This window comes from Aliagarivorans taiwanensis DSM 22990 (genome assembly GCF_000429505.1).
In the GTDB taxonomy this organism is placed as follows: Bacteria; Pseudomonadota; Gammaproteobacteria; order Enterobacterales; family Celerinatantimonadaceae; genus Aliagarivorans; species Aliagarivorans taiwanensis.
Genome location: NZ_AUBZ01000005.1, coordinates 42,135 through 63,124, shown reverse-complemented (window position 1 = coordinate 63,124; position 20,990 = coordinate 42,135). Strand labels below are relative to the sequence as shown.

At 46.7% G+C, this 20,990-nt stretch carries 19 protein-coding genes; 17 read left to right on the top strand and 2 right to left on the bottom strand.

The annotated features are described in order from the left end of the window. Nucleotides 1-111 precede the first annotated feature (111 nt). The 17 genes from flgF (at nt 112) to G462_RS0104980 (ending at nt 19,534) form a co-directional block, all read left to right on the top strand. Nucleotides 112-858: a flagellar basal-body rod protein FlgF gene (gene flgF, locus G462_RS0105060; protein WP_026958028.1), complete on the top strand. Its 747-nt coding sequence runs from the start codon at nt 112-114 to the stop codon at nt 856-858. A 16-nt stretch (nt 859-874) separates the two neighbouring features. After that, entirely contained in the window at nt 875-1,663 is a 789-nt protein-coding gene (gene flgG / locus G462_RS0105055) for a flagellar basal-body rod protein FlgG (protein ID WP_026958027.1), read from the top strand. 15 nt (nt 1,664-1,678) lie between these two features. Beyond that, on the top strand, nt 1,679-2,353 hold the full coding sequence (locus tag G462_RS0105050; RefSeq protein ID WP_026958026.1) for a flagellar basal body L-ring protein FlgH: 675 nt from the start codon (nt 1,679-1,681) through the stop codon (nt 2,351-2,353). Nucleotides 2,354-2,380: 27 nt separating this feature from the next. Beyond that, nucleotides 2,381-3,484 (top strand): flagellar basal body P-ring protein FlgI, encoded by a 1,104-nt coding sequence (locus tag G462_RS0105045; protein WP_051326541.1) that lies wholly within the window; start codon nt 2,381-2,383, stop codon nt 3,482-3,484. Next, complete coding sequence (flgJ, locus tag G462_RS0105040; RefSeq protein WP_051326540.1) at nt 3,485-4,519, top strand: flagellar assembly peptidoglycan hydrolase FlgJ; 1,035 nt, start codon at nt 3,485-3,487, stop codon at nt 4,517-4,519. 8 nt (nt 4,520-4,527) lie between these two features. Beyond that, the gene (gene flgK, locus G462_RS0105035; protein WP_084404937.1) at nt 4,528-6,501 is read left to right on the top strand and encodes a flagellar hook-associated protein FlgK; all 1,974 of its coding nucleotides are present in this window, start codon (nt 4,528-4,530) and stop codon (nt 6,499-6,501) included. Between the two features lie 5 nt (nt 6,502-6,506). Continuing rightward, nucleotides 6,507-7,712: a flagellar hook-associated protein FlgL gene (gene flgL / locus G462_RS0105030; protein ID WP_169720143.1), complete on the top strand. Its 1,206-nt coding sequence runs from the start codon at nt 6,507-6,509 to the stop codon at nt 7,710-7,712. 201 nt (nt 7,713-7,913) lie between these two features. Continuing rightward, a complete protein-coding gene (locus G462_RS0105025) occupies nt 7,914-8,732 on the top strand; it encodes a flagellin N-terminal helical domain-containing protein (protein ID WP_026958021.1) in 819 nt (272 codons plus the stop codon). A gap of 576 nt (nt 8,733-9,308) precedes the next feature. Further along, on the top strand, nt 9,309-10,124 hold the full coding sequence (locus tag G462_RS0105020; protein WP_026958020.1) for a flagellin N-terminal helical domain-containing protein: 816 nt from the start codon (nt 9,309-9,311) through the stop codon (nt 10,122-10,124). 80 nt (nt 10,125-10,204) lie between these two features. Then, entirely contained in the window at nt 10,205-10,675 is a 471-nt protein-coding gene (locus G462_RS21780) for a flagellar protein FlaG (RefSeq protein WP_084404936.1), read from the top strand. A gap of 16 nt (nt 10,676-10,691) precedes the next feature. Next, nucleotides 10,692-12,212: a flagellar filament capping protein FliD gene (gene fliD / locus G462_RS0105010; protein ID WP_026958019.1), complete on the top strand. Its 1,521-nt coding sequence runs from the start codon at nt 10,692-10,694 to the stop codon at nt 12,210-12,212. Nucleotides 12,213-12,269: 57 nt separating this feature from the next. Beyond that, nucleotides 12,270-12,680, top strand: a complete 411-nt coding sequence (gene fliS / locus G462_RS0105005; protein ID WP_026958018.1) for a flagellar export chaperone FliS — start codon at nt 12,270-12,272, stop codon at nt 12,678-12,680. A 2-nt stretch (nt 12,681-12,682) separates the two neighbouring features. Continuing rightward, a complete protein-coding gene (locus G462_RS0105000; protein ID WP_026958017.1) occupies nt 12,683-13,012 on the top strand; it encodes a hypothetical protein in 330 nt (109 codons plus the stop codon). Between the two features lies 1 nt (nt 13,013). Then, entirely contained in the window at nt 13,014-15,875 is a 2,862-nt protein-coding gene (locus G462_RS0104995) for a motility associated factor glycosyltransferase family protein (protein ID WP_026958016.1), read from the top strand. A 59-nt stretch (nt 15,876-15,934) separates the two neighbouring features. Beyond that, complete coding sequence (locus G462_RS0104990) at nt 15,935-17,578, top strand: glycosyltransferase family protein (protein ID WP_026958015.1); 1,644 nt, start codon at nt 15,935-15,937, stop codon at nt 17,576-17,578. A 28-nt stretch (nt 17,579-17,606) separates the two neighbouring features. Next, nucleotides 17,607-18,746, top strand: a complete 1,140-nt coding sequence (gene rffA, locus G462_RS0104985; protein WP_026958014.1) for a dTDP-4-amino-4,6-dideoxygalactose transaminase — start codon at nt 17,607-17,609, stop codon at nt 18,744-18,746. Between the two features lie 74 nt (nt 18,747-18,820). Further along, on the top strand, nt 18,821-19,534 hold the full coding sequence (locus G462_RS0104980) for a GNAT family N-acetyltransferase (protein WP_026958013.1): 714 nt from the start codon (nt 18,821-18,823) through the stop codon (nt 19,532-19,534). Between the two features lie 77 nt (nt 19,535-19,611). Here the strand turns inward: G462_RS0104980 and rfbA are convergent, their stop codons facing one another. Beyond that, nucleotides 19,612-20,484, bottom strand: coding sequence for a glucose-1-phosphate thymidylyltransferase RfbA (gene rfbA / locus G462_RS0104975; protein WP_035476805.1), 873 nt, complete (start codon nt 20,482-20,484; stop codon nt 19,612-19,614). A gap of 44 nt (nt 20,485-20,528) precedes the next feature. Then, a complete protein-coding gene (locus G462_RS23795) occupies nt 20,529-20,939 on the bottom strand; it encodes a hypothetical protein (RefSeq protein ID WP_157378558.1) in 411 nt (136 codons plus the stop codon). Nucleotides 20,940-20,990: the final 51 nt, after the last annotated feature.

The following is a 20,990-nucleotide window of genomic DNA, read 5'->3' as shown; positions in this document are numbered from 1 at the left end:
CGTAAGTTATTAAAAACCCTAAATAATTCCAGTAATTACTATTCCTTTCTCTCCTTGGCATCAAGCTTGCATTTTCCATAAAAAAGTCAGTCATTTGACGAAGGAAAAAAAATGGACAACTTGCTGTATATCGCGATGACCGGGGCAAAGCAGAACATGCATTCGCTTTCGGTAAGGGGTAACAACCTTGCCAATGCGAATACCACCGGTTTCAAAGCGGACTTGGAAAACGCCAGAACCATGCAGGCCTTTGGGCCGGGCATGCCTTCTCGGGTATTTGCTATGACCGAGCGTCCCACCCAGAACTTTGAAGGGGGAGGGATCCGAACCACTGGTCGAGATCTTGACGTTGCTATTAAGGGCGATGGTTGGATTTCGATTCAGGATAAAGATGGTCAGGAAGCGTTAACCCGCAACGGTAACTTTACTATCTCGCCAGCCGGGGTATTGCAGACCAGCTCAGGGCAGCCGGTACTGGGTAACCAAGACGCGCCAATTATCATTCCTCTGCCGGTTGAGAAACTGCAGATCCACGAAGACGGTACGGTTGAGATCCGCCCTGAAGGCGCACTGCCTGATGCGCTGGAAGAGATCAACCGCATCAAGCTTAGCCGCCCAGACTATGCGGCGTTGACCAAAGGGGAAGATGGCTTGTTCCGTCGTACCGATGGCCAAGGCATTGTACCCGATGCCACCGTGGGGGTGATTAAAGGCGCGTTAGAAGCAAGTAACGTCAATCCCGTTCAGGAAATGACCCACATGATTAGTTTACAGCGGCAGTTTGAGATGCAAGTAAAAATGATGAAAACCGCCGATGAGAATGACCGAGCAGCAAGCAGCCTGCTGCGTCTAACCTAGGATCAAGGAGTAAATTATGCATCCTGCACTTTGGATTAGTAAAACAGGGTTAGATGCCCAGCAAACCAACGTTTCGGTAATTTCGAACAACCTGGCGAATGCCAGCACCGTGGGTTACAAAAAATCCCGCGCCGTGTTTGAAGACTTGCTGTACCAAACCATCAACCAACCGGGCGGTCGTTCTTCGCAAAACACCACCATGCCTTCGGGCCTGATGATTGGTGTGGGTGCCAAAGTTGTGGCCACCCAAAAAGACCACCAACAAGGTAACGTGCAAACCACCGATAACGCCTTTGATTTAATGATCAACGGCCGTGGCTTTTTCGAGATTTTGATGCCTGATGGCAACATTGCCTACACCCGCAATGGTCAGTTCTCGCTTAACGAAGATGGCACCATCGTGACTCCGGGCTTTGGCTATCCGCTGCAGCCTGAGATTCAGGTACCAGAAGATGCGCAAAGCTTTACCGTGGGTGAAGACGGTGAGGTGAGTGTGCAGGTGGCCGGTCAGGCAGCAAGCCAGGTGATTGGCCAGATTACTATTACCGATTTTGTAAACCCTGCGGGTCTTGAGCCAGTGGGACAAAACCTTTATTTGGAGACCGGCTCGAGTGGTGCCCCTCAACAGGGTATTGCTGCCGAAAACGGACTGGGTGGTATTCACCAAGGGGCCTTAGAGACCTCGAACGTGAATGTCACCGAAGAGCTGGTCAATCTTATTGAAGCTCAGCGGGTCTATGAGATGAACTCGAAAGTTATCTCTACCGTGGATCAGATGCTGAACTTTGCAACTCAACAGCTATAAGCATTGAGGTGTTGTATGTACAAGTTAACCTTTTCTCTGTTGTGCCTGGGTCTAGCCGGTTGTGCCAGTGTCAACAACGCGATTGTGCCTGACGATCCTGCGTTTGCCCCAGTTTATCCAGAGGAGCCCGCCATGGATGCGCAGGTCACAGGGTCGTTATTTACGGAAAACTACGCCAACGACTTGTATGCTGATCGCACTGGTATCTACCTGGGTGACACCCTTGTGGTAAACCTGCAAGAGCGTACCCAGGCCAGCAAATCAGCGACCAACGAATCCAGTAAATCGAACAATATCAACGTCGGCCAAGTCACCACACCGTGGGGGCCTGCCACTATTAATGGCGCGCCGATTGAATTTGGTTACTCCGGCAATAACGATTTTGCCGGCGAAGCTGATGCTGCCCAAAGTAACAGCCTAAGCGGCTCCATCGCGGTGAACGTGGTGAAAGTGCTGAATAACGGCAACCTGGTTATCAGCGGCGAGAAGTGGCTGATGTTGAATAACGGTAACGAATACATTCGTCTAACCGGTATTGTTCGCCCGGAAGACGTGGGTCCTGATAACACCATCCCTTCACTGCGTGTGGCAAATGCCCGCATCCAGTACGGCGGTACCGGCGATTTTGCCAATACCACCCAGAAGGGATGGCTAACGAAATTCTTTAACAGCCCGCTGTGGCCGCTGTAAACAGAGGCCCGCAAGGGGAGTAACACTATGTTGAACAAACTTCTAACCGCATTGGTACTGGCACTGACGCTAAGCCAAATTAACCTGGCGCAGGCCGCTCGGATCAAAGATGTGGCCAACGTGCAAGGGGTTCGCTCGAACCAACTGATTGGCTATGGCTTGGTGGTGGGTTTACCCGGCACCGGTGAGCGTAACAGTGAGTTCGCTGAGCAAAGCTTTGCCACCATGCTGCGTAACTTCGGCATTAGCATGCCAGAGGGCAGCAACTTGCGGATCCGTAATGTAGCGCCGGTGGCGGTACATGCGGAGCTGCCGCCATTTGTAAAGCCCGGCCAGACTATCGATATCACGGTATCGGCAGTGGGCGAAGCAAAAAGCTTACGCGGCGGAAGTTTGTTGCAGACCTTTTTGAAAGGTGCCGATGGTGAGGTGTACGCCTTGGCGCAGGGTAACTTAATTGTTGGTGGTTTTGGCGCCGAGGGGGCTGATGGCTCGAAGGTGATCTCTAACACGCCAACGGTTGGCCGTATTCCTAACGGCGCGATTGTAGAGCGCGAAGTCCCATCGCCTTTTATGCAGGGCGATACTATTACTTTTAACTTGAAGCGTTCTGACTTCACCACCGCGAAGCGCATGGCTGACACGATTAACGCCCTAGTTGGCCCCAATACGGCGATGCCGTTGGATGCTGCTTCAGTACGGGTGTATGCACCGCGTGACCCAGGTCAGCGGGTCGCCTATCTGTCTACGCTGGAAAACCTGACCTTTGAGCCTGCCTCGGAGTCGGCTAGGATTATTGTTAACTCGCGTACCGGCACGATTGTGATCGGCAAAGATGTGCGCTTGTTGCCCGCGGCGATTACTCACGGCGGCTTAACTATTCGTGTTTCTGAAACACCGTTTGTCTCCCAGCCCAATGCCTTGGGTAATGGCCAAACGGTGGAAGGTACCGTCACCGATATTCAAACCGAGCAAGCGGATTCACGTATGTTCCACTTCGACCCAGGCGCGTCGCTCGACGACTTAGTGCGCGCGGTGAATCGGGTAGGGGTTGCACCGGGCGATTTGGTATCTATTCTCGAAGCGCTTAAGCAAGCGGGTGCCATCCAAGGCGAGTTGATGGTGATCTAAATGGTAATGCGTCCCCTAGAAAATACGGCTGGCAGTAACTACCACGACATCGCAAGTCTTGATGAGCTGCGTAGCGCTGCGCAAAAAGATGAAAAGAAAGCGCTGCAACAGGTTGCTGGCAAGTTCGAAGGTATGTTCATGCAGATGCTGCTAAAGCAGATGCGCCAAGCGAACGCGATGTTTGAAACCGACTCGCCGCTGAACAACCGACATACTCAAACCTATCGGGATATGTACGATAACCAGTTGGCCACCGAGCTGTCGTCTTCCGGCGCGCTCGGCCTGGCTGATTTGATTGTTGCACAGCTCGACCCTGATTCTTCCGATATTAAGCCAGCGGCCTACGTTCGTGGCGATGAACTCCACTATCTGACCCAACGAGCACGTGCTGAAAAACAGTTTGTCCCCGCAACTGAAATTGTTGGCACGAATACTGAATATTCTACGGTGTTGGCTACGCAAGCAGCTGAAAATCAAACTAAAACTACGAATATTGCCAGTGCGGACGGCAACCCGGCTGAGGTAGGCAAAGCAGAAGGGCAACAATTTGCCTCTCCTGAAGAGTTTATCAGCAAGATGATGCCGTTAGTGGAGAAATGGGCACCCAGGCATGGACTCGATCCTGCTGTGGTGGTCGCACAAGCCGCACTGGAATCGGGTTGGGGGCAACGGGTTATGGCAAAGGGTGACGGGAGCAGTAGCTTCAACCTGTTCGGCATCAAAGCGGATCGTCGCTGGGATGGCGACAAAGCGATTGTCAGTACTCTGGAGTACCGCGGTGGTGAAGCTCGACGTGAAACCGCCTCTTTCCGCGCCTATGGCTCGTTCGAAGAAAGTGTTCGGGATTACCTTAAGTTTGTTCAGTCGCCGCGTTATCAACAAGCCTTAGCCAATGCTGGCGATGGCGAGCGTTACGCCGAGGAACTACAGGCGGCAGGTTATGCCACCGACCCTCAGTACGCGAACAAGATAATAAGCATTATGAATGGACGGTATTTCCAGAGCTTCGGCTCGGCCAGTGACAATGTGGAGTAACGATCACTATGGCGATGAACGACTTACTAACGATAGGTACATCCGGGGTTGTCAGTAGTCAGCGTTTGCTAACTACTACCAGTAACAACATTACTAACGTCAATACACCAGGCTATACACTGCAGCGGACGTTTTACAGCGCCGATGTATTGGGCGGGGTGCGTGACGGCTACACAGAGCGGGTAATTAATAACTTTGCTCAGGCACAAATGTTCCGCGACCTTTCCACTTACCGCAACCGTGAAGCGTACTTGCAGGAAGCGAGTAACATCGACACTATTTTGAGTGACGATGCGCTGAACATTAGCCCAAAAATCGACGACCTGTTTACCCAGTTACATGCGGTAACGGATAATCCCACTGCCCTGTCAACGCGTGAGTTGGCCCTATCTCAGTTTGGCGCGCTATCCGATCGATTCAGAGCCTTGTCTGAGCAGTACACCATTCAAGAGAACGCAATCAATGAGGATCTTGAAGTTAAAGCTGACGAGGTGAATGTGTTGCTGCGCAACATTCACGAGATAAATCAAGAAATCCAAGCCTTGGGTGGTAGTCCGCTGGATGGGGACAAAGCGACCTTGGCGGACCAACGGGATCAAGCCATTCGGGAACTCTCTGAGTTGATGTCGATTAACACCGTTGACGAGCCTAATGGTACACGTTTGGTGTTTCTACAGTCAGGTCAGGCTCTGGTGTTGGCTGGTGATGTAGCTCAAATCAATATGGTTCTTGGGGACCCGGACAACACTCAACGTGATATGACCCTTAGCCTTGCTGGGGTACCTCGAGTGATCGGTTATGATGATATTGGCGGGAAAATTGGTGGGCTTTTGGAGTATCGTAAAAGCGCCATGGACGTCAGCCGAAATCAGCTAGGGCAAATGTCGATCGCCTTAATGGACGCATTTAATCAGCAAAACCGCTTGGGTATGGACCTCAATGGTGACCTTGGTTTGGATATTTTCACCTTGCCTACCTTTGACGGTAAAGAGCTCAGCTCTAACACCGGTACAGGGCAAATACTAGGAAGCTTTGTGCCAGGTGAAGGTGACCAAGTCACTCCTTACGATTATCGAGTCACTTTTACCTCGCCTACTAATTTTGAAATTCAGCGCTATGAAGGTGATAAGCCAATTGATGCTGTAATAGCAGGCACAACCCCACCGACCAACTTCCAAATCGATGGACTGGACCTTGATTTAAGTTCAGGCGGTTTTGCGGCGGGTGACCGGTTCATCCTGCAGCCCACTAGAGATGCAGCAGTCCAAATGACGGTTTCGATGACTCAGCCGGAAAAGCTTGCGTTTGCAGCCCCCATTCGCGTTGAAAGAGAACTGAATAACCGAGGTAACGCAGAAGTAACGATCGATGATATCTACGATACCGATCCAGCCTCCAGTTATTTCACTTTGCCCGGTGGCTACGATATCAATGGTCCGCATGAAGTGCGGATCAACGCCGCTGGCGATTATGAGGTATTCGATGGTACTGGTGCACTTATGGGTACAGCACCGGCTGCTTCCGCCGGTCAGCAAATCTTTGCGACGGCAGGTCTAGTTCCTGATCCGGGTTTTGATATCAATATTGACGGCGATGCGATGCAGGGTGATGTGTTTACCGTTGGTTACAATACCGAGGGTTTCAACGACAACTTCAACGCGTTAGAAATGGTAAACCTTCAACAAGACGACCTTGTACGGAAAAGCTTGGCGACCACCGGCGACAACAAAATGACCTTAAACGATGCTTATGCCAGTATCGTGAGCTTCATTGGTGGTAAAACCAGTGAAGCGAGGACGTCGGAAGCGGCTGCCAAGTCTCTGTTTGAGCAAAGTGAACAGCGTCACTTGTCGATATCTGGGGTAAACCTCGATGAAGAAGCTGCGAACTTAGTCAGATTCCAACAAGCTTATGCGGCTTCTGCACAGGTAATTAGCGTAGCGCAAGACACTTTCAATACGCTACTTAGCTCAGTGAGGTAATGACTATGATGCGCGTATCAACTCCAAATATCTATTTCAGCTCACTAGCGGGCGTACTCGATGGTCAGGAGCGAGTGCAAAAGACCAATCAACACTTGGTCACCAATAAACGCTTACTCACTGCCGCTGATGGTCCGTCAGACATGACCAAAACAATGTTCTTGAGTACTGAAATTACATTGACCGAGCAGCATTTGAAAAACGGAACAGTCCTTGAGAGTGCTCTTAACTTTGAGGAGTCTGTACTGGAAGGGATGATCACTGCATCGCAACGGGCTCGAGTGCTCGGTATTCAATCTGGTGATGGCATTATCGGTGATACTGAACGAGCTTCTTTGGCGCAGGAACTGAGGCAAATTCAAGACCAGCTATTGGACTTTATGAATAGTAAAGCGGCTGATGGCTCATACATTTTCGCGGGTTTTCAGACCCACAAGCAGCCATATGTTTACGATGGCAATGAATACAACTATCAAGGTGATAATGGCAAGAATGACATTAAAGTGTCTTCTTCGGTGTTTATTCAAAGCTATGACACTGGTCAAGAGGTCTTTGATAATGTACAGAAGCGTTTGATAAGCAATGACCTAACAGCCGGCGTAAACACAACCGTTAGTGATCAGGCTGCTTATGATAGCTTTCATAATAACAACTACGATCCATTTGTTGCGGCAAACAATGCGTTTACAGTGACTACAACTGCTGGTACTCCAGATACTTACACTATCCAAGATAGTGGTGGGACGGTGCTAGACACTGGGAATTTTGTAGTCGGGCAGCCAATTTCTTTTGCTGGCTTGGCTATTGACGTAACCGCGGGGGTTCCCGCGGCAGAGCAGTTCGAATTAGCGGTTCCAGAAAAACGGAATATTCTTAACACTTTAGGTGACTTTATTGCTGCACTCGAAGACCCTTCGGTACTTGGCGAGGACTACACCGAAGCGCAAAATGATTTTATTGTTGGTCTCGATAACGCACTCGAAAAGCTCAACTTAACTCAGGGCAGTGTAGGGGCTAGGGGGAACTCGCTGGACTCGGTACGAGATGCGGCGAGAGCTATGGATGTGATCAATCAGCAGTCTCGAGCAGCACTCAGTGAGGTGGACTTTGCTGCCGCCGTGACAGAACTACAGCAGGCTGAGCTAGCGCTAAACACCTCTTACGCGTCATACAGTCGAATAAGTCAGTTAACGTTATTTAACTACATTTAAGCCTAAAGATTTTTCATATCGAGCCGTTATAAAGGGTGCTTCTATTGAGAAGCGCCCTTTTTGTTTTAAAAGATTAAACGGTAAATAAAAAGTGCTAAAGAAAACAAAAGTGCTGCCGTTAATAAAGTTAAGTCAGACAAAAATACAAAACTGACAGCTAGATAAAACCAATTAATGGTATAAATCGATAGGAGAAGAATCATGGGTTTGTATGTAAACACTAATGTGTCGTCAATCAACGCACAGCGTCAATTGTTCAACTCAGGCAACGGCTTGGATACCGCGTTCCAACGTCTATCTTCTGGCTTCCGTATTAACGGTGCAAAGGATGACGCCGCAGGTTTGCAAATTTCTAACCGTATGACCACTCAAATTCAAGGTCTTGATCGTGCAGTGCTTAATGCGCAAGATGGTATTTCGGTCGCCCAAACTGCAGAAGGTGCAATGGACGAAGTGACCAACATGCTTCAGCGTATGCGTGTACTGGCGGTTCAGTCGCAAGATGGTGTGAACAACACCGATGACCGAATCGCACTTCAAGCTGAAGTGTCACAGTTAAAAGCTGAGATTACTCGTGTTGGCACCACGACCAAATTTGGTGGTATTGATTTATTAGATGGTAGCTACAGCGCCGATTTCTTGGTGGGGGCGAATGCTGGTGAAAAAATCAATGTGGCGATTACTCAAACCATTACCGCGAGTGGTTTGGCGGTAGATGGTATCTCTGTCTCGTCTCCTGATGATGCGTCAGATGCGATGGCTGATATTGACGCCGCGCTGAAGCTCGTGGACGAAGAGCGAGCAAACTTGGGTGCGATTCAAAACCGTTTCGAATCAACCATTCGCAACTTGTCGAACATCTCTGAGAATGTGACTGCTGCTCGTTCGCGTATTAAAGATACTGATTTTGCAAAAGAGACCGCAGAGCTGACTCGCTTCCAGATTCTGCAGCAAACATCTACTACGATTTTGGCTCAAGCAAATCAACGTCCTCAGGCTGCACTGTCTCTACTAGGTTAATAATAAAAAGAAAGGACGGTGGGGTTCAATCCACCGTCCTCAGACTGCATCAGCGCAATTTACTCTTAGGAGGCTCAATTCCAAAATCAAATAAGTTGCGCCTTTAGTTTCGCTCTCAATCTCCTATCGTTTCGAGCGATTCGGTCAAGTGTGTAGGTTGCACACTTGGCCTTTTTTTGCGGTGGTTCATGCCGCATTAAATATAAAGCAAAGCGTGTGCCAACAATGAACAACAGAATTTTGGCACATGTGAAAGTAACTCACTGCTTGAAAAACATCTAAATTATGGCAATACATACTGCCAATTACTAGTTAGCTATACTCGCTGAGCCCTTGCCTGCAGAGCGTTGTTGCCCCCCTAGCCTCAAAAGCGGCAATTTTTTTCCGCTTTTTTCGAATTTTTCCTAAAGCTCTCTACTCACATGCCGTTAAAGAGTACGAAGTTACTACAACTTTGGTCCATTAAAAGTTGTCTTGGCATAGGTTCAATGCCAAGGGTTCAACAACTTAGGATGGTTTTTAGCTCAACCTGTACAGGTTCAAAGCAGGGTGAGTAAATCTTAGGAGGCTCAAATTATGGCATTAGTTGTCAATACCAATGTGTCGTCACTGAACGCACAACGCCAGCTGTTTAACTCTGGCAACAACCTCGATACCGCTTACCAGCGTCTATCCTCTGGTTTCCGCATCAACAGCGCAAAAGATGATGCTGCAGGCTTGCAAATTTCAAACCGAATGACATCTCAGATCCAAGGTCTGGACCGTGCGGTAATGAATGCGCAAGATGGTATCTCGGTGGCTCAAACCGCAGAAGGTGCAATGGATGAAGTGACCAACATGCTACAGCGTATGCGGGTACTGGCAGTTCAGTCACAAGACGGTGTGAACAACACTGATGACCGTATTGCGCTACAAGCTGAGGTATCACAGCTTAAAGCAGAAATTACCCGTGTGGGCGAAACAACCAACTTTGGTGGCACTAACCTGCTAGATGGAGCATACAGTGCTGACTTCCTAGTAGGGGCAAACGCGGGTGAGAAGATCAACGTTGCTATTACTCAAACCATTACTGCTAGTGGTTTGGGTGTAGACGGTATTTCAATTTCTTCGCCTGATGATGCGTCCGATGCAATGGCTGATATTGACGCGGCACTGAAGTTAGTAGATGAAGAACGCGCTGGTCTGGGTGCGATTCAAAATCGTTTTGAATCTACCATTCGTAACCTGTCGAACATCTCCGAGAACGTTAGCGGTGCTCGCTCACGAATCAAGGATACTGACTTTGCAGTAGAGACCGCTAAGTTGACTCAGGCACAGATCCTACAACAAACCAGTACTTCTATTTTGGCTCAGGCAAATCAACGTCCACAGGCTGCACTAGCGCTCGTGTAACAGTTCGCTGGGAAATAGATTAAGTATGCAGCCACACTTATACTGATAGGTGTGGCTCTTTTCGTTTAGGGGGGGTTAGAATGGATAGTAATGTCACAACTTTAACTAGTTCTATTAGCTACCAATCTGGGTCGGTGTCACCTACTTCAGCACAAAGCGGTTCCCGAGTTGACAATCCGGCGCAAAATTTGCAGAGGAATGAGCAGCTTAACCCGCAAGCTGAAGGTGCTGCGCAAGCTAAAATCGAAGAGCAACTAAAAGAGACACAACAACTTCGAGAGCAGCAGCGAGATAGCCTTGCTGAGCAGCGGGAGCAGCTTAAAAGTGTTGTGGATTCTCTTAATCAGATTCCAGATGTGCAAAAACGCGATGTAAAATTTGTAGTAGATGATCGCAACGGTGAGCTTTTTACTTCAGTTTTTAATAAATCGACCGATGAACTAATACGAGAGATCCCTACTGAAGAGTTTCGTGAACTACAACAGCGCCTGGCTAACTTCCAGGACGCCATAAGCGAAACGACGGGATTGTTTGTCGATCAAATGGTGTAAATATAGGTAACAGACTATGTCAGGTATCAGTGCAGCAGGTATTGGTAGTGGACTCGATCTAGAAGCCCTAATCGAAGTATCGATTGAGGCAAGACGGGTACCGCAACAGGCGCGATTGGACGAGCGTAAAGATACGCTCGATGTAACTTTATCTGCGGTTGGTGCCGTAAAGTCAGCTATGAGTGCTTTTCGTAAGCAGTTGGATGTGCTTCGGGATGCTGACAAACTATTTCCTCGCATGGCATTGGTCGATGGACAAATTGCTAGTCGGGTTGACAGTGCTATCCCTGATGAGGATGAGGATGAGGACGATGATGACAACCAAGATAGCTCGTCATCAAGCAGCAATGGCTACAACGGACCTTATGATGTTTCAATGAACAATCGTGCCGCAAACGGCACCTACGACGTTGATGTTCAGCAAATCGCTCAAGGCTCGCGCTTGTCAAGTTCGATGGTGTTTGCTAGTGACTCTTCTGTGGTTAGTGATGTTGATACCCAACTTACATTTTCAGCGGGGAGTGGGGACAACGAAGAAACGTTTACCGTAGAAGTAACTGCGGGTATGACATTGCGGCAGTTACGAGAAGAGATTAACAATTCTGCCGGAAACTTTGGGGTGAGTGCTAACATCATCAACAGTGGCGGTGGTTCACAGTTAGTCATTGATTCGGATAAAACCGGTGTTGATGAGTTAGGTAACGCCAACAATTTGACTATATCTAATACCGGCGCTGGCGATACTACGCTTGATGGCTTGCTTGGCAGTATGACGTTAACCAAAGAAGCATCGAATGCCATTATCGAAGTGAACGGTATTCAGGCCACCAGCGATACCAATCTATTTAGAGAAGTGATCTCGGGCATCGATATCACGGTTAATCGCGTTACCGACAGTGCAACTGAATTGGAGGTTAAAGCCGATGACAGTACTGCGGTAGAGAATATTAAAGCATTTGTTGACGCTTATAACCGTGTTATTACTGAACTTGACAAATATAGCCGTGCAGAAGAAGTCGCGAGGGACGAAGAGAATACTGACCGTAAGGTGTTGAGTGGTGATGCTATGTTTCGCTCAATGAAAAACTCGCTGTCGCGCATGGCTACAGTGGGTTACTCGCACCCAACAGAGCCTGATCGCGTGATAACTTTTTATGCGCTAGGTATACGATGGCCCACCGATGAAAAAGATAACCCCACAGACATTAATGACCAAAGCCTTGAGGTAAATACTCGCGAACTTAGAAAATGGCTAGAAGAAGATCCAGAAGCTCTCAAGCATGTTTTTTCTGGTGAAGGGGGAGTGGTTGATACCTTTTACGGGTTTGTTGAATCGTTTGAACAAACGGGCGGTATCTTGGAGCAACGCTCAGACAGCGTTAAACAGGAACAGCGTCGGGTCGATAAAGCCCAGATTGCGCTTGACGATCGAATGGCTGATTACGAGAGAACGCTCCGAGCCAAGTATACTGCTTTTGACGTTACCATGGGACAAATGAACAGCCAGATGAGTTGGATCTACGCCAACCTCGGTTAAATATAAAAGCCGGCTCAAATAGTATGGCCAGCAACTAAGAAACGATAGGAATTGAGTATGTATAAAGGTATTAACCAGTACCGTCAGGTGGGTATTAAAGATCAAATAAGTACCGCTGATCCTCACCAGATAACCTTGTTACTGATGCAAGCGGCCTTGGAGAATCTGTCGGTTGCTAAAGGATGTATCGAGCGTAACGATTTAGTTAATAAAGGCAAGCCATTGGCCAAAGCTACGTCAATTATCGCCAACCTTCGTGATACCTTGGATCATGAAAAAGGCGGTGAAATTGCGACTAACTTGCATGACCTTTACACCTATGTGCTAGAACTTCTGTCTGAAGCGGCTACTAGTAATGACCCTAAGCCTGTATCAGATGCGATAGAAATATTTCTACCCATCAAAACCGCTTGGGAGCAAATTCCCGAGTCAGCGAAACAAGAAGCGTATAACGAGAAACAAGGCTAACGATGCCTCGCCCTTCACTGACTTTGCTGCTCCGCAGCGCAAGCGACCTGCTCACGTCTTTACGTGAGTTGCTTACTCAAGACAAGGTCGAACAGGAAGCCATCGACAATATACTGAGTGAACATGACCAATTGTTCAAAGAGTTCTTGCATGGCAAGCCTGTGCTTTCCATTGTTGAGCGAAATCTGGTCAAAGAACACCTTGAGCTGATGCAGGATTTGGTCGACTTCTGCAAAGATCAACGGGAAGACGTTGCATCGAAAATGGGAGAGCTTGCTCGGGGTCGAAAAGTGACATCTATCTACCTTAGCTACCAAGATAAGAATAACTAGTATGCTAAAAAACCTAAATTACCAAACCTTTTATGACAGTGCTGAGCAAGAGACTGCTGAGGCGACGTTGTCTAGAGTAGTGCTGCGTAGATTTAATCAAAATCAACGCATTATTCAGCAGCTGTTTCCCGACTATGCCGAGAACATTATCGCTCAAACATTGGCAGAGTATAGCCCTATTGTTACGCGAACTAAGCATATCAATATAAGCAACATAGCTCGGGGGCGTACGCTATACCATATAAACCCGGATAAACAGGTAACTAAGCAGGTTGCCTGTTTTCAGCAGCGCGCCCCCATGATCTCGCACAGCTGCTCTAGCTCAGCACCTATTGAATTGGTGCCAGAGACATTGGGGACTATAAATTCCCTATACCCTGGGCTTAGCAGTAAATTAGCGCCGTTGTCCGAGGACGCTGATTCATTGGTGGTGCTAGGATGTGGTTTAGGCCTACATATAGAAAAGCTATTGCAGCTGAAGGATTGGAAGCGGATACTATTAGTGGAACCCTCTTGGGAGCTGATGCATAGTTCTCTCTTTGTTGCTAACTGGGCATCAATCCACCGCCGATTGGTGCAATCTGGTATCCAATTGGAGTTGATTGCAGGGCTTGAGGGCGCAGCTAATAACCGCGCTATCGAGCGATGGATGGCTGACAATGCCCCCTCAGCCTATCTTTTCCGCCATTATCATTACGCTCCTTTTAATCAGCTGGAGCAACAGACTGTTATTCATGGCATCAGCGTGCAAGAGTGCGCACAGCAGCGTATAACGCTAAACGATGATGACCTTAGCTTTGAATGTGAGCTCCCCCTGTGGAGCTATTTGCTTGATGAGGAGCAAAGCGATGAGCTAAACAGTTCTCAGAAAGAGTGTTTTGCACGTCGTAAAGCCAACTTAGCGTCGATGAAGCAAGCCTTTCCAGATATCGTGTCTGAGTTTGAACACTACGAGGCTAAGCGTTGGCTACCTTTTTTAATGGTGAGCGGAGAACTAAATCTTCTTGATGTCGAAACCGGTTCGGTGCTCTATCAAGATAGCCCGCGTCAGGAAACTGAGCAGTATTTTGAGTTTTACAGTCGCTCTCCAAGAATGGATACCCTTGATGCCCGGTACACGCTCAGGAAGCCAAGTCCATTTTTGCACTACGAGTACTCTGATAAGCTACGTGAGCTTGTACTTGCGCTTCCCGAAGTATCGATAAGCCTGCCGGAAAAAATCCCTTCGTTCATTATGTATGGTGGGGGAATAGGTATTCAAGTCGAGCGCTTGCTACTAGACCACAGTGTCGACAATTTCATCCTATACGAGCCTAATTGGGACTTTTTCAGTGCCAGCTTAATGGTTGCTGATTGGAGTCAAGTTCTCGAGAAGGCGAAGCAGCAAGAAAGCCGGCTATACCTAAACATTGGGGACGATGGAAGCAATATGTACGCTGATATCCATCGACGCTTGCTCTCTACTGGCATTAATATTCTCTCTTACACCTATTTTTTTGTTAGCTACCATACGCAGCAGATGCACGCCAGTATCAATGATACGAGAGAGCAGCTGAAGATACTGCTGAACATTAGCGAATACTACGACCATAGCTTTTTCAACATTACCCACACAACGGAAGCGCTGCGTCAAGGGCATTGCTTGATGTTAGAAGACAAGCCAGAATCCATAAGAAGAGAGCTTGCAGAAACACCGGTGTTTATTGTGGGTAATGGCCCTTCGCTAGACAAAAGTATTGAGGTCTTACGCGAGCATAGAGAGAAAGCCATTATCATATCCTGTGGTACAAGCCTGAAAGCCTTGTATGAGTTTGGCATTCAACCGGATTTCCATGCCGAGGTGGAACAGACTAATGCGACCTCGCTTTGGATTAATCAAGTGCCTGATAAGCAATGGCTTAAAGAGATTTCTCTGCTGTCGGTTTGTGGCGTTCACCCTAATGTGGTGTCGTTATTTAAAGATGCGTATCTAGGCTTGAAAAGCGGTGAGGCATCCACCGTTTGCTACTCTCAAATTTCCCCCGAATTCGCTAATCTGCAATGGATTTATTATTCGTTTCCTACGGTGTCAAACTGTACATTATCAACAGTTATTAAACTGGGCTTCAAACAAGTCTACCTTTTTGGCGTCGATCTCGGGTTTGTCGATCCCAAATTCCACCATAGTCAACAGTCTGCTTACTACAAAAAAGGTGGTGAAGAGCTTTATGACTATTCACGCCATGGGGTTGGTTTTCGGGTTAAAGGTAACTTTGAAGATCAAGTTTTTACTAAGCAAGAATTTAAGCTATCCGCCGAAATTATTGGCCGCTCACTTGCGGAAGTAAGCGGCGTAGAGTGTTTCAACACCAGTAATGGTGCCTTTATTGAGGGGACGTACCCACTCAAGCTCGAAAGTGTATTATTGGTTAATGGTGTAATAGACAAGAACGGCTTCAAGAAGCGACTCAAAGAACAGGCCTATAGCAGCAACCTTCAATCGGTTGCCGAGTCATTCGACTTGCACTTTCGAAAAGAGGACTATGAAGCAGACCACCAGACAATTCGCGCGCTTTGGAATGAGCCTTGTGAGTCGTGGGAGTCGGTATTAGAGCTAATGGATGAGCATAACCATCAGGTAAAGGAGACAACACGTGGTAAACATTCATTGTACTTTTATCTAATGCGTGGTTCGAGCGCGTTCACTCTTAGCTATCTAACTCGCCTTGCGTTCTCCAGTGATGATGAGGAGGAGTGTATGAAGCGATTTGAGCAAGGAGCAAAGGTCTGGCGCGACTATATGGATGATGCTCGGGACTTTTACATGGAACACTGGGGGGAGTTTGATAAAACAAATGCTCCGTTAGCCGGAACCTCGTTTTAGTGTTATCCATTTCTGCAGTGCCTTACGGTACTTGTTAAAAAATCCGCAGGACAAAAACTTTGTATAGATTGATTAAGCAGAGTCAGGTACTCAATGAGGTACTATCTGACGTAACAGAACAGCATAGTTACTCGGACATAGCTAAACGCTTACAGGCTTTTTTTTCTCACCTTGAGGAACAGTCTGTCTCTAATAGTGAGCATGCTAATAAATTATTCAATATGGTGTTGTCGGAAATCGAAAGGTTAGCGCATCAGCATGATGATTTCTATCTTTGCTTTCAATCTATCCTATTGCTTTACGGCGACAAGAAAGCAGCATTTGAAAGCTTAGCTGAATACACTAAGAATCCTAAATTGCCTTTCGAACAACGGTGGTATATCCATTGGCAGTTGTGTTTGACATACTTCGTTAACCCTAATGAGTTTGAACGGAGGTACAGAGATGAGTTACTTTTATCTTCATATCGAAGTTCACTCTCTAGTTACGCTAAGGAGTTTGAGCAGCACCATGCTTCAAGCCGTGCCTTGGCTAGCATGTTAGTTGGAAATGACTTTGCCAAACAAACACTCACAAGCCAAAAAATAGTCATCGTTACCAATCAGTTTATTGGCTTGAAACATGCGCCTACATCCTTATGTCTTAACATGGCAATGAAATATATTGAACTAGGTTATGATGTTTCTATAGTTAATTTGGCTGTCTTGCCTGAAAATCAAGATGCTCTATTTGTAGGAGGCTGTGGCTTCAATAGTTTGTCTGAGTTAGATAATACAGGTATTGACTATATGATGGATGAAGCTCGATGCAGATTTATTCCTAACTCACTTAGGTTTAATCAAATCATCTACCGCCATCACAAGATCCCATTCAGCCAGGTCTCCGATAGAAACAAGCATTACTCTGCTATTGAGCTGTTATTGAATCACAATCCCCAGTTGGTCGTATCTGTGTCCGATAATAATTTGTTTGCGGATGTACTTGGTAAGTACTCGAGGGGGGCATTCCCCGTGGTTATGTATCCCACTTCTTCTGGTACTCCTCTAACTCTATTTTCGACTCCCCTAAACATGTCTCACCCTTACCTTGAAAAGGAAACACCTAGTCACCCAGACTCGATAGAGTTATTACGTAGTTACGCTAAGCCTTTTACCTATAAGTCTTTAGGGCGAGAGTCGTTAGGCTTGCCAGCTGAAAAATTTCTTATCTCATTAGTAGGGACTAGGATATGCGAGGAGCTCGATAAGGCTAGTTTGAATGCACTTTATGTTTTGCTTGAATCTGACGAGAGTATTGACATCGTATTTGTAGGCCCCCCTAAAGAGCGTTTTGAAGCACTTGGACTGCATTACAAGGAGCGGATTCATCATCTACCTTATGTTACTGATTTGTCTTCAGTTATCGCAGAGATGGACTTATTTTTCAACCCTGACCGGGCTGGAGGTGGAACGAGCGCTGTAATGGCTTTAGGCGCTGGTGTGCCAATTGTAACATTATCGAGGGGATACAGTGATGTTGCCTGGTGGGTTCAAGATAAGTTTTCATTTAAAACGCTCGATGATGCGATTCGATTTGCTTTAAGGTGCAGTAGTGACCAAGCGTATTATACAGAGCAACGACAAGTCGCTTTGAGTGAATATCAGCAGGTATCTACCTGCGGCTGCTCGTTTGAAAAACTACTCAAAGATGTTGGGTTGACTTAAGTAATACCAAGTTCACAAGGCGTTAAGTTTGATTTCATTTTGTCAGCCGACCAAAGTCGGCACAGAAGCTAAGTATATCCAACAGGCTTTAGAAAGCGTTAAGTTATCGGGTGATGGTGCATTCTCAAAAAAATGCGAACGCTGGTTTGAAGATTCGTTAGGGTGCGATAAGGCGTTGTTAACGCCGAGCTGTACGCAAGCTCTAGAAATGGCCGCATTGTTAATAAACCTTCAGCCTGGTGACGAGGTTATCATGCCCTCCTTTACATTTGTCTCTACAGCGAATGCGTTCGTATTGAGAGGAGCTAAAGTCGTTTTTGTTGACATTCGACCTGACACGCTAAATATAGATGAGTGCAAAGTAGAAGCCGCCATTAACTCACGTACTAAAGCGATTGTAGCGGTCCACTATGCTGGAGTCTCATGTGAAATGGATATGCTTAGGGAGGTGGCTGATCGAAACAGCATTTACCTTATTGAAGATGCTGCTCAAGCTATAGGAAGTCGCTACATACAGCGCCCTTTAGGCACCTTTGGGCATATAGGTTGCTATAGCTTTCATGACACAAAAAACATTACAAGCGGCGGAGAGGGGGGCTTACTTATATTGAATGACGTATCGCTTGCTGAACGAGCTGAGATCATAAGGGAAAAAGGGACTAATCGTTCGCAGTTTACTCGAGGAGAGGTCGGCAAGTACACATGGGTAGACCTCGGAAGTAGTTACCTACCATCTGAATTACAAGCAGCTTACTTGTGGGCGCAATTGCAAGAAGCCAGCTATATCTGTGCGACCAGAAAGGCTATATGGCTCCGTTACGATGAAGCGTTTAGGCCGTACAAGGATAAATGGCAAGTTTTGCTCCCCGAGATCCCTGCACACTGCGAGCATAATGCTCATATCTATCATTTTCGCTTCAGAGACCAGGAACTAAGGGACAGGTTCATAGCACATCTTCTTCAACAAGGGATAACAGCGGTGTTTCACTATGTGCCACTGCATAGCTCAGTTGCAGGCAAGAAGTTCGGTGTTTTTCACGATCAAGACAATTTCACCACTAAAGCTAGTCAAACTCTTGTGAGGCTTCCCCTTTTCTTCAACATGACATATGACGAGGTTAGTCAAGTTGTTAGTACGATCATGTCTTTTTTCGAAGAGCATTCCTAACCTTGAGCACACTAGATCTAGTAACATTTCGCAAGTTAGGTTCTATGCAGAATTAGTCGGAGGTACCTACTTTCGTGGCATATCAGAAACTGGATTGGGATACTGATTTTTTCGGAGTATCGGTTGCTCGTATCAACGAGCCTGGTTTAGTTGACCAGGAATTATCTAAGGTCCTAATTAAGCTCAGAGATAAAGATGTTGACTTGGTATATTGGTCATCTAACCGGAAAGTAGGTTCGAAACTTTTGGGTAGGTTTGGAGGACTGCTGTCTGCCGAAAAGGTTACCTTTATCATCGACCTCGCATGTGTAGACCAAGGAAAATTTACTTCTAGCTGTATAGTGGAACCATTTTCTCAGTCAATGCGTAACATTGATTTTCAAGCTCTAGCGATTCAAAGTGGCGAGTTCTCTCGTTTTTCTGTTGATAAAAACATTCCTCAAGAGAAGTTTGACCAGTTATATCAGAAGTGGATTATACGCTCTTTACGTAAAGAGATTGCAGATGAAGTGTTAGCAATTCGTGAAGGAGAGTGCGTAGTTGGAATGGTAACGCTAGGGACTAAGGGTGACAGAGGAGACATTGGTTTACTTGCCGTAGACTCTCAATATAGAGGGAAGCAACTCGGGGTTAACTTAGTGAATGCTGCACTAAAATGGTTTATAGCGCACGGTTATAATGTCGGCCAGGTTGTAACTCAAGGAGCAAACATACCTGCGTGTAATCTTTACAAGAAAACTGGCTATTCAGTCGAATCTGTGGAGTACTTCTATCACTTTTGGTTATAAGAGATGGGCCCCTAGTTTATATTTTTTCATGTAGTGGCCGATTGAACTTGACCACTACAATGGCTTTAAGTCTAAGATTAGAGATCGCTTTCAATGAGCGCGTTCAAATAACGTCCATAGCTACTTTTCTCTAGAGGTGTTAAGATTTCTGAAATCCTTTCTTTTGTCAGCCAGCCCTTTCTAAGTGCAATTTCTTCTAGGCAGGCGATTTTGTAGCCTTGGCGTTTTTCAATTGTTTCTACAAACTGAGCTGCTTCCAACATGCTTTCGTGGGTGCCAGTGTCAAGCCAAGCAAAGCCGCGTCCTAGTTGCTCAACATGAAGACATCCTGCTTCAAGGTACATTTGATTGATGGAGCTTATTTCTAGTTCACCTCGTTCAGAAGGCGTTACTTGTTTAGCGAGCTCAACAACGCGGTTGTCATAGAAGTAGAGGCCTGTGATGGCGCAATTTGACTGAGGACTTGTTGGTTTTTCTTCAATAGAGATGGCTCGGCCTACTTTATCGAAATTGATGATACCAAAGCGCTCAGGATCCTTCACCGTGTAGCCGAAGACAGTTGCGCCTTCCTTGCGTGTGCTGGCTCGAGTCAGTTTAGGGGTAAAGCCTTGGCCATAGAAAAAGTTGTCACCTAAAATCAGAGCAACATTGTCATCTTCAATAAATGACTCACCAATAGTAAAAGCTTGAGCTACACCTTCTGGTTCGGATTGTGTGGCATATTGCAAGTTAATACCAAAATCACAACCATCGCCGAGTACCTGTTTGAAGTGGATTAAGTCTTCTTTGGTAGTAATGACAAGTATTTCACGGATCCCCGCAAGCATCAGAACTGACAGTGGGTAATAGATCATTGGCTTGTCGTAGATCGGAAGTAGCTGCTTAGATACGCCACGGGTAATGGGGTACAAGCGGGTACCGGAACCGCCAGCTAGTATTATGCCCTTCATAGTCACATCCTTACTGGTTTCTTTGGCCAGTTTGGTTTATTGGCTTAACTTGCTTCAGTTTGGTGGCTATGAATCAGTTCGCAGTAGTACTCATCTAACGCTTGGTCATCGCTACCCAGTAGGGCTTGGTAGACTTTCCCTGGGAAAGCGATAGTGCTATCACCAATAGCGACGAAGGTTTGCGGTGGCTCATCTTCTGTTTCTTCAAGGTAAAGCCAGTTTCCGCCTACACGTTGTATAAAAACTTCACCTAGATACGCACCAAACATGAATGATAGGGTGAATAGCTGGTTGTCATCTAGTGCAAGGGAGTCGATGCTTGCCACTATTGATTGAACTAAAGAGACGCTTTCTTCAGAAAAATCTAAGGTGACATTGTATTCCTGATCAGCGAAACCGATGGCATCTTTGGCTGTAGCTTTCATCAGTTCAGTAATGTTGATTGATTCACTCATCTTGGTACCTAAATTGTTTATTTCTTTGAAGTGCTCCGCCATGTCAACACG

What these genes read in the sequence shown, in the direction of transcription:
- rfbA (WP_035476805.1), bottom strand. Translation starts at nt 20,484, where the DNA reads ATGAAGGGCATAATACTAGCTGGCGGTTCCGGTACCCGCTTGTACCCC.
- G462_RS0105045 (WP_051326541.1), top strand. Translation starts at nt 2,381, where the DNA reads ATGTTGAACAAACTTCTAACCGCATTGGTACTGGCACTGACGCTAAGC.
- G462_RS0105000 (WP_026958017.1), top strand. Translation starts at nt 12,683, where the DNA reads ATGCCTCGCCCTTCACTGACTTTGCTGCTCCGCAGCGCAAGCGACCTG.
- G462_RS0105025 (WP_026958021.1), top strand. Translation starts at nt 7,914, where the DNA reads ATGGGTTTGTATGTAAACACTAATGTGTCGTCAATCAACGCACAGCGT.
- G462_RS0105020 (WP_026958020.1), top strand. Translation starts at nt 9,309, where the DNA reads ATGGCATTAGTTGTCAATACCAATGTGTCGTCACTGAACGCACAACGC.
- G462_RS0104995 (WP_026958016.1), top strand. Translation starts at nt 13,014, where the DNA reads ATGCTAAAAAACCTAAATTACCAAACCTTTTATGACAGTGCTGAGCAA.
- fliS (WP_026958018.1), top strand. Translation starts at nt 12,270, where the DNA reads ATGTATAAAGGTATTAACCAGTACCGTCAGGTGGGTATTAAAGATCAA.
- flgJ (WP_051326540.1), top strand. Translation starts at nt 3,485, where the DNA reads ATGGTAATGCGTCCCCTAGAAAATACGGCTGGCAGTAACTACCACGAC.
- flgF (WP_026958028.1), top strand. Translation starts at nt 112, where the DNA reads ATGGACAACTTGCTGTATATCGCGATGACCGGGGCAAAGCAGAACATG.
- G462_RS21780 (WP_084404936.1), top strand. Translation starts at nt 10,205, where the DNA reads ATGGATAGTAATGTCACAACTTTAACTAGTTCTATTAGCTACCAATCT.
- G462_RS0105050 (WP_026958026.1), top strand. Translation starts at nt 1,679, where the DNA reads ATGTACAAGTTAACCTTTTCTCTGTTGTGCCTGGGTCTAGCCGGTTGT.
- fliD (WP_026958019.1), top strand. Translation starts at nt 10,692, where the DNA reads ATGTCAGGTATCAGTGCAGCAGGTATTGGTAGTGGACTCGATCTAGAA.
- flgG (WP_026958027.1), top strand. Translation starts at nt 875, where the DNA reads ATGCATCCTGCACTTTGGATTAGTAAAACAGGGTTAGATGCCCAGCAA.
- flgL (WP_169720143.1), top strand. Translation starts at nt 6,507, where the DNA reads ATGATGCGCGTATCAACTCCAAATATCTATTTCAGCTCACTAGCGGGC.
- G462_RS23795 (WP_157378558.1), bottom strand. Translation starts at nt 20,939, where the DNA reads ATGAGTGAATCAATCAACATTACTGAACTGATGAAAGCTACAGCCAAA.
- flgK (WP_084404937.1), top strand. Translation starts at nt 4,528, where the DNA reads ATGGCGATGAACGACTTACTAACGATAGGTACATCCGGGGTTGTCAGT.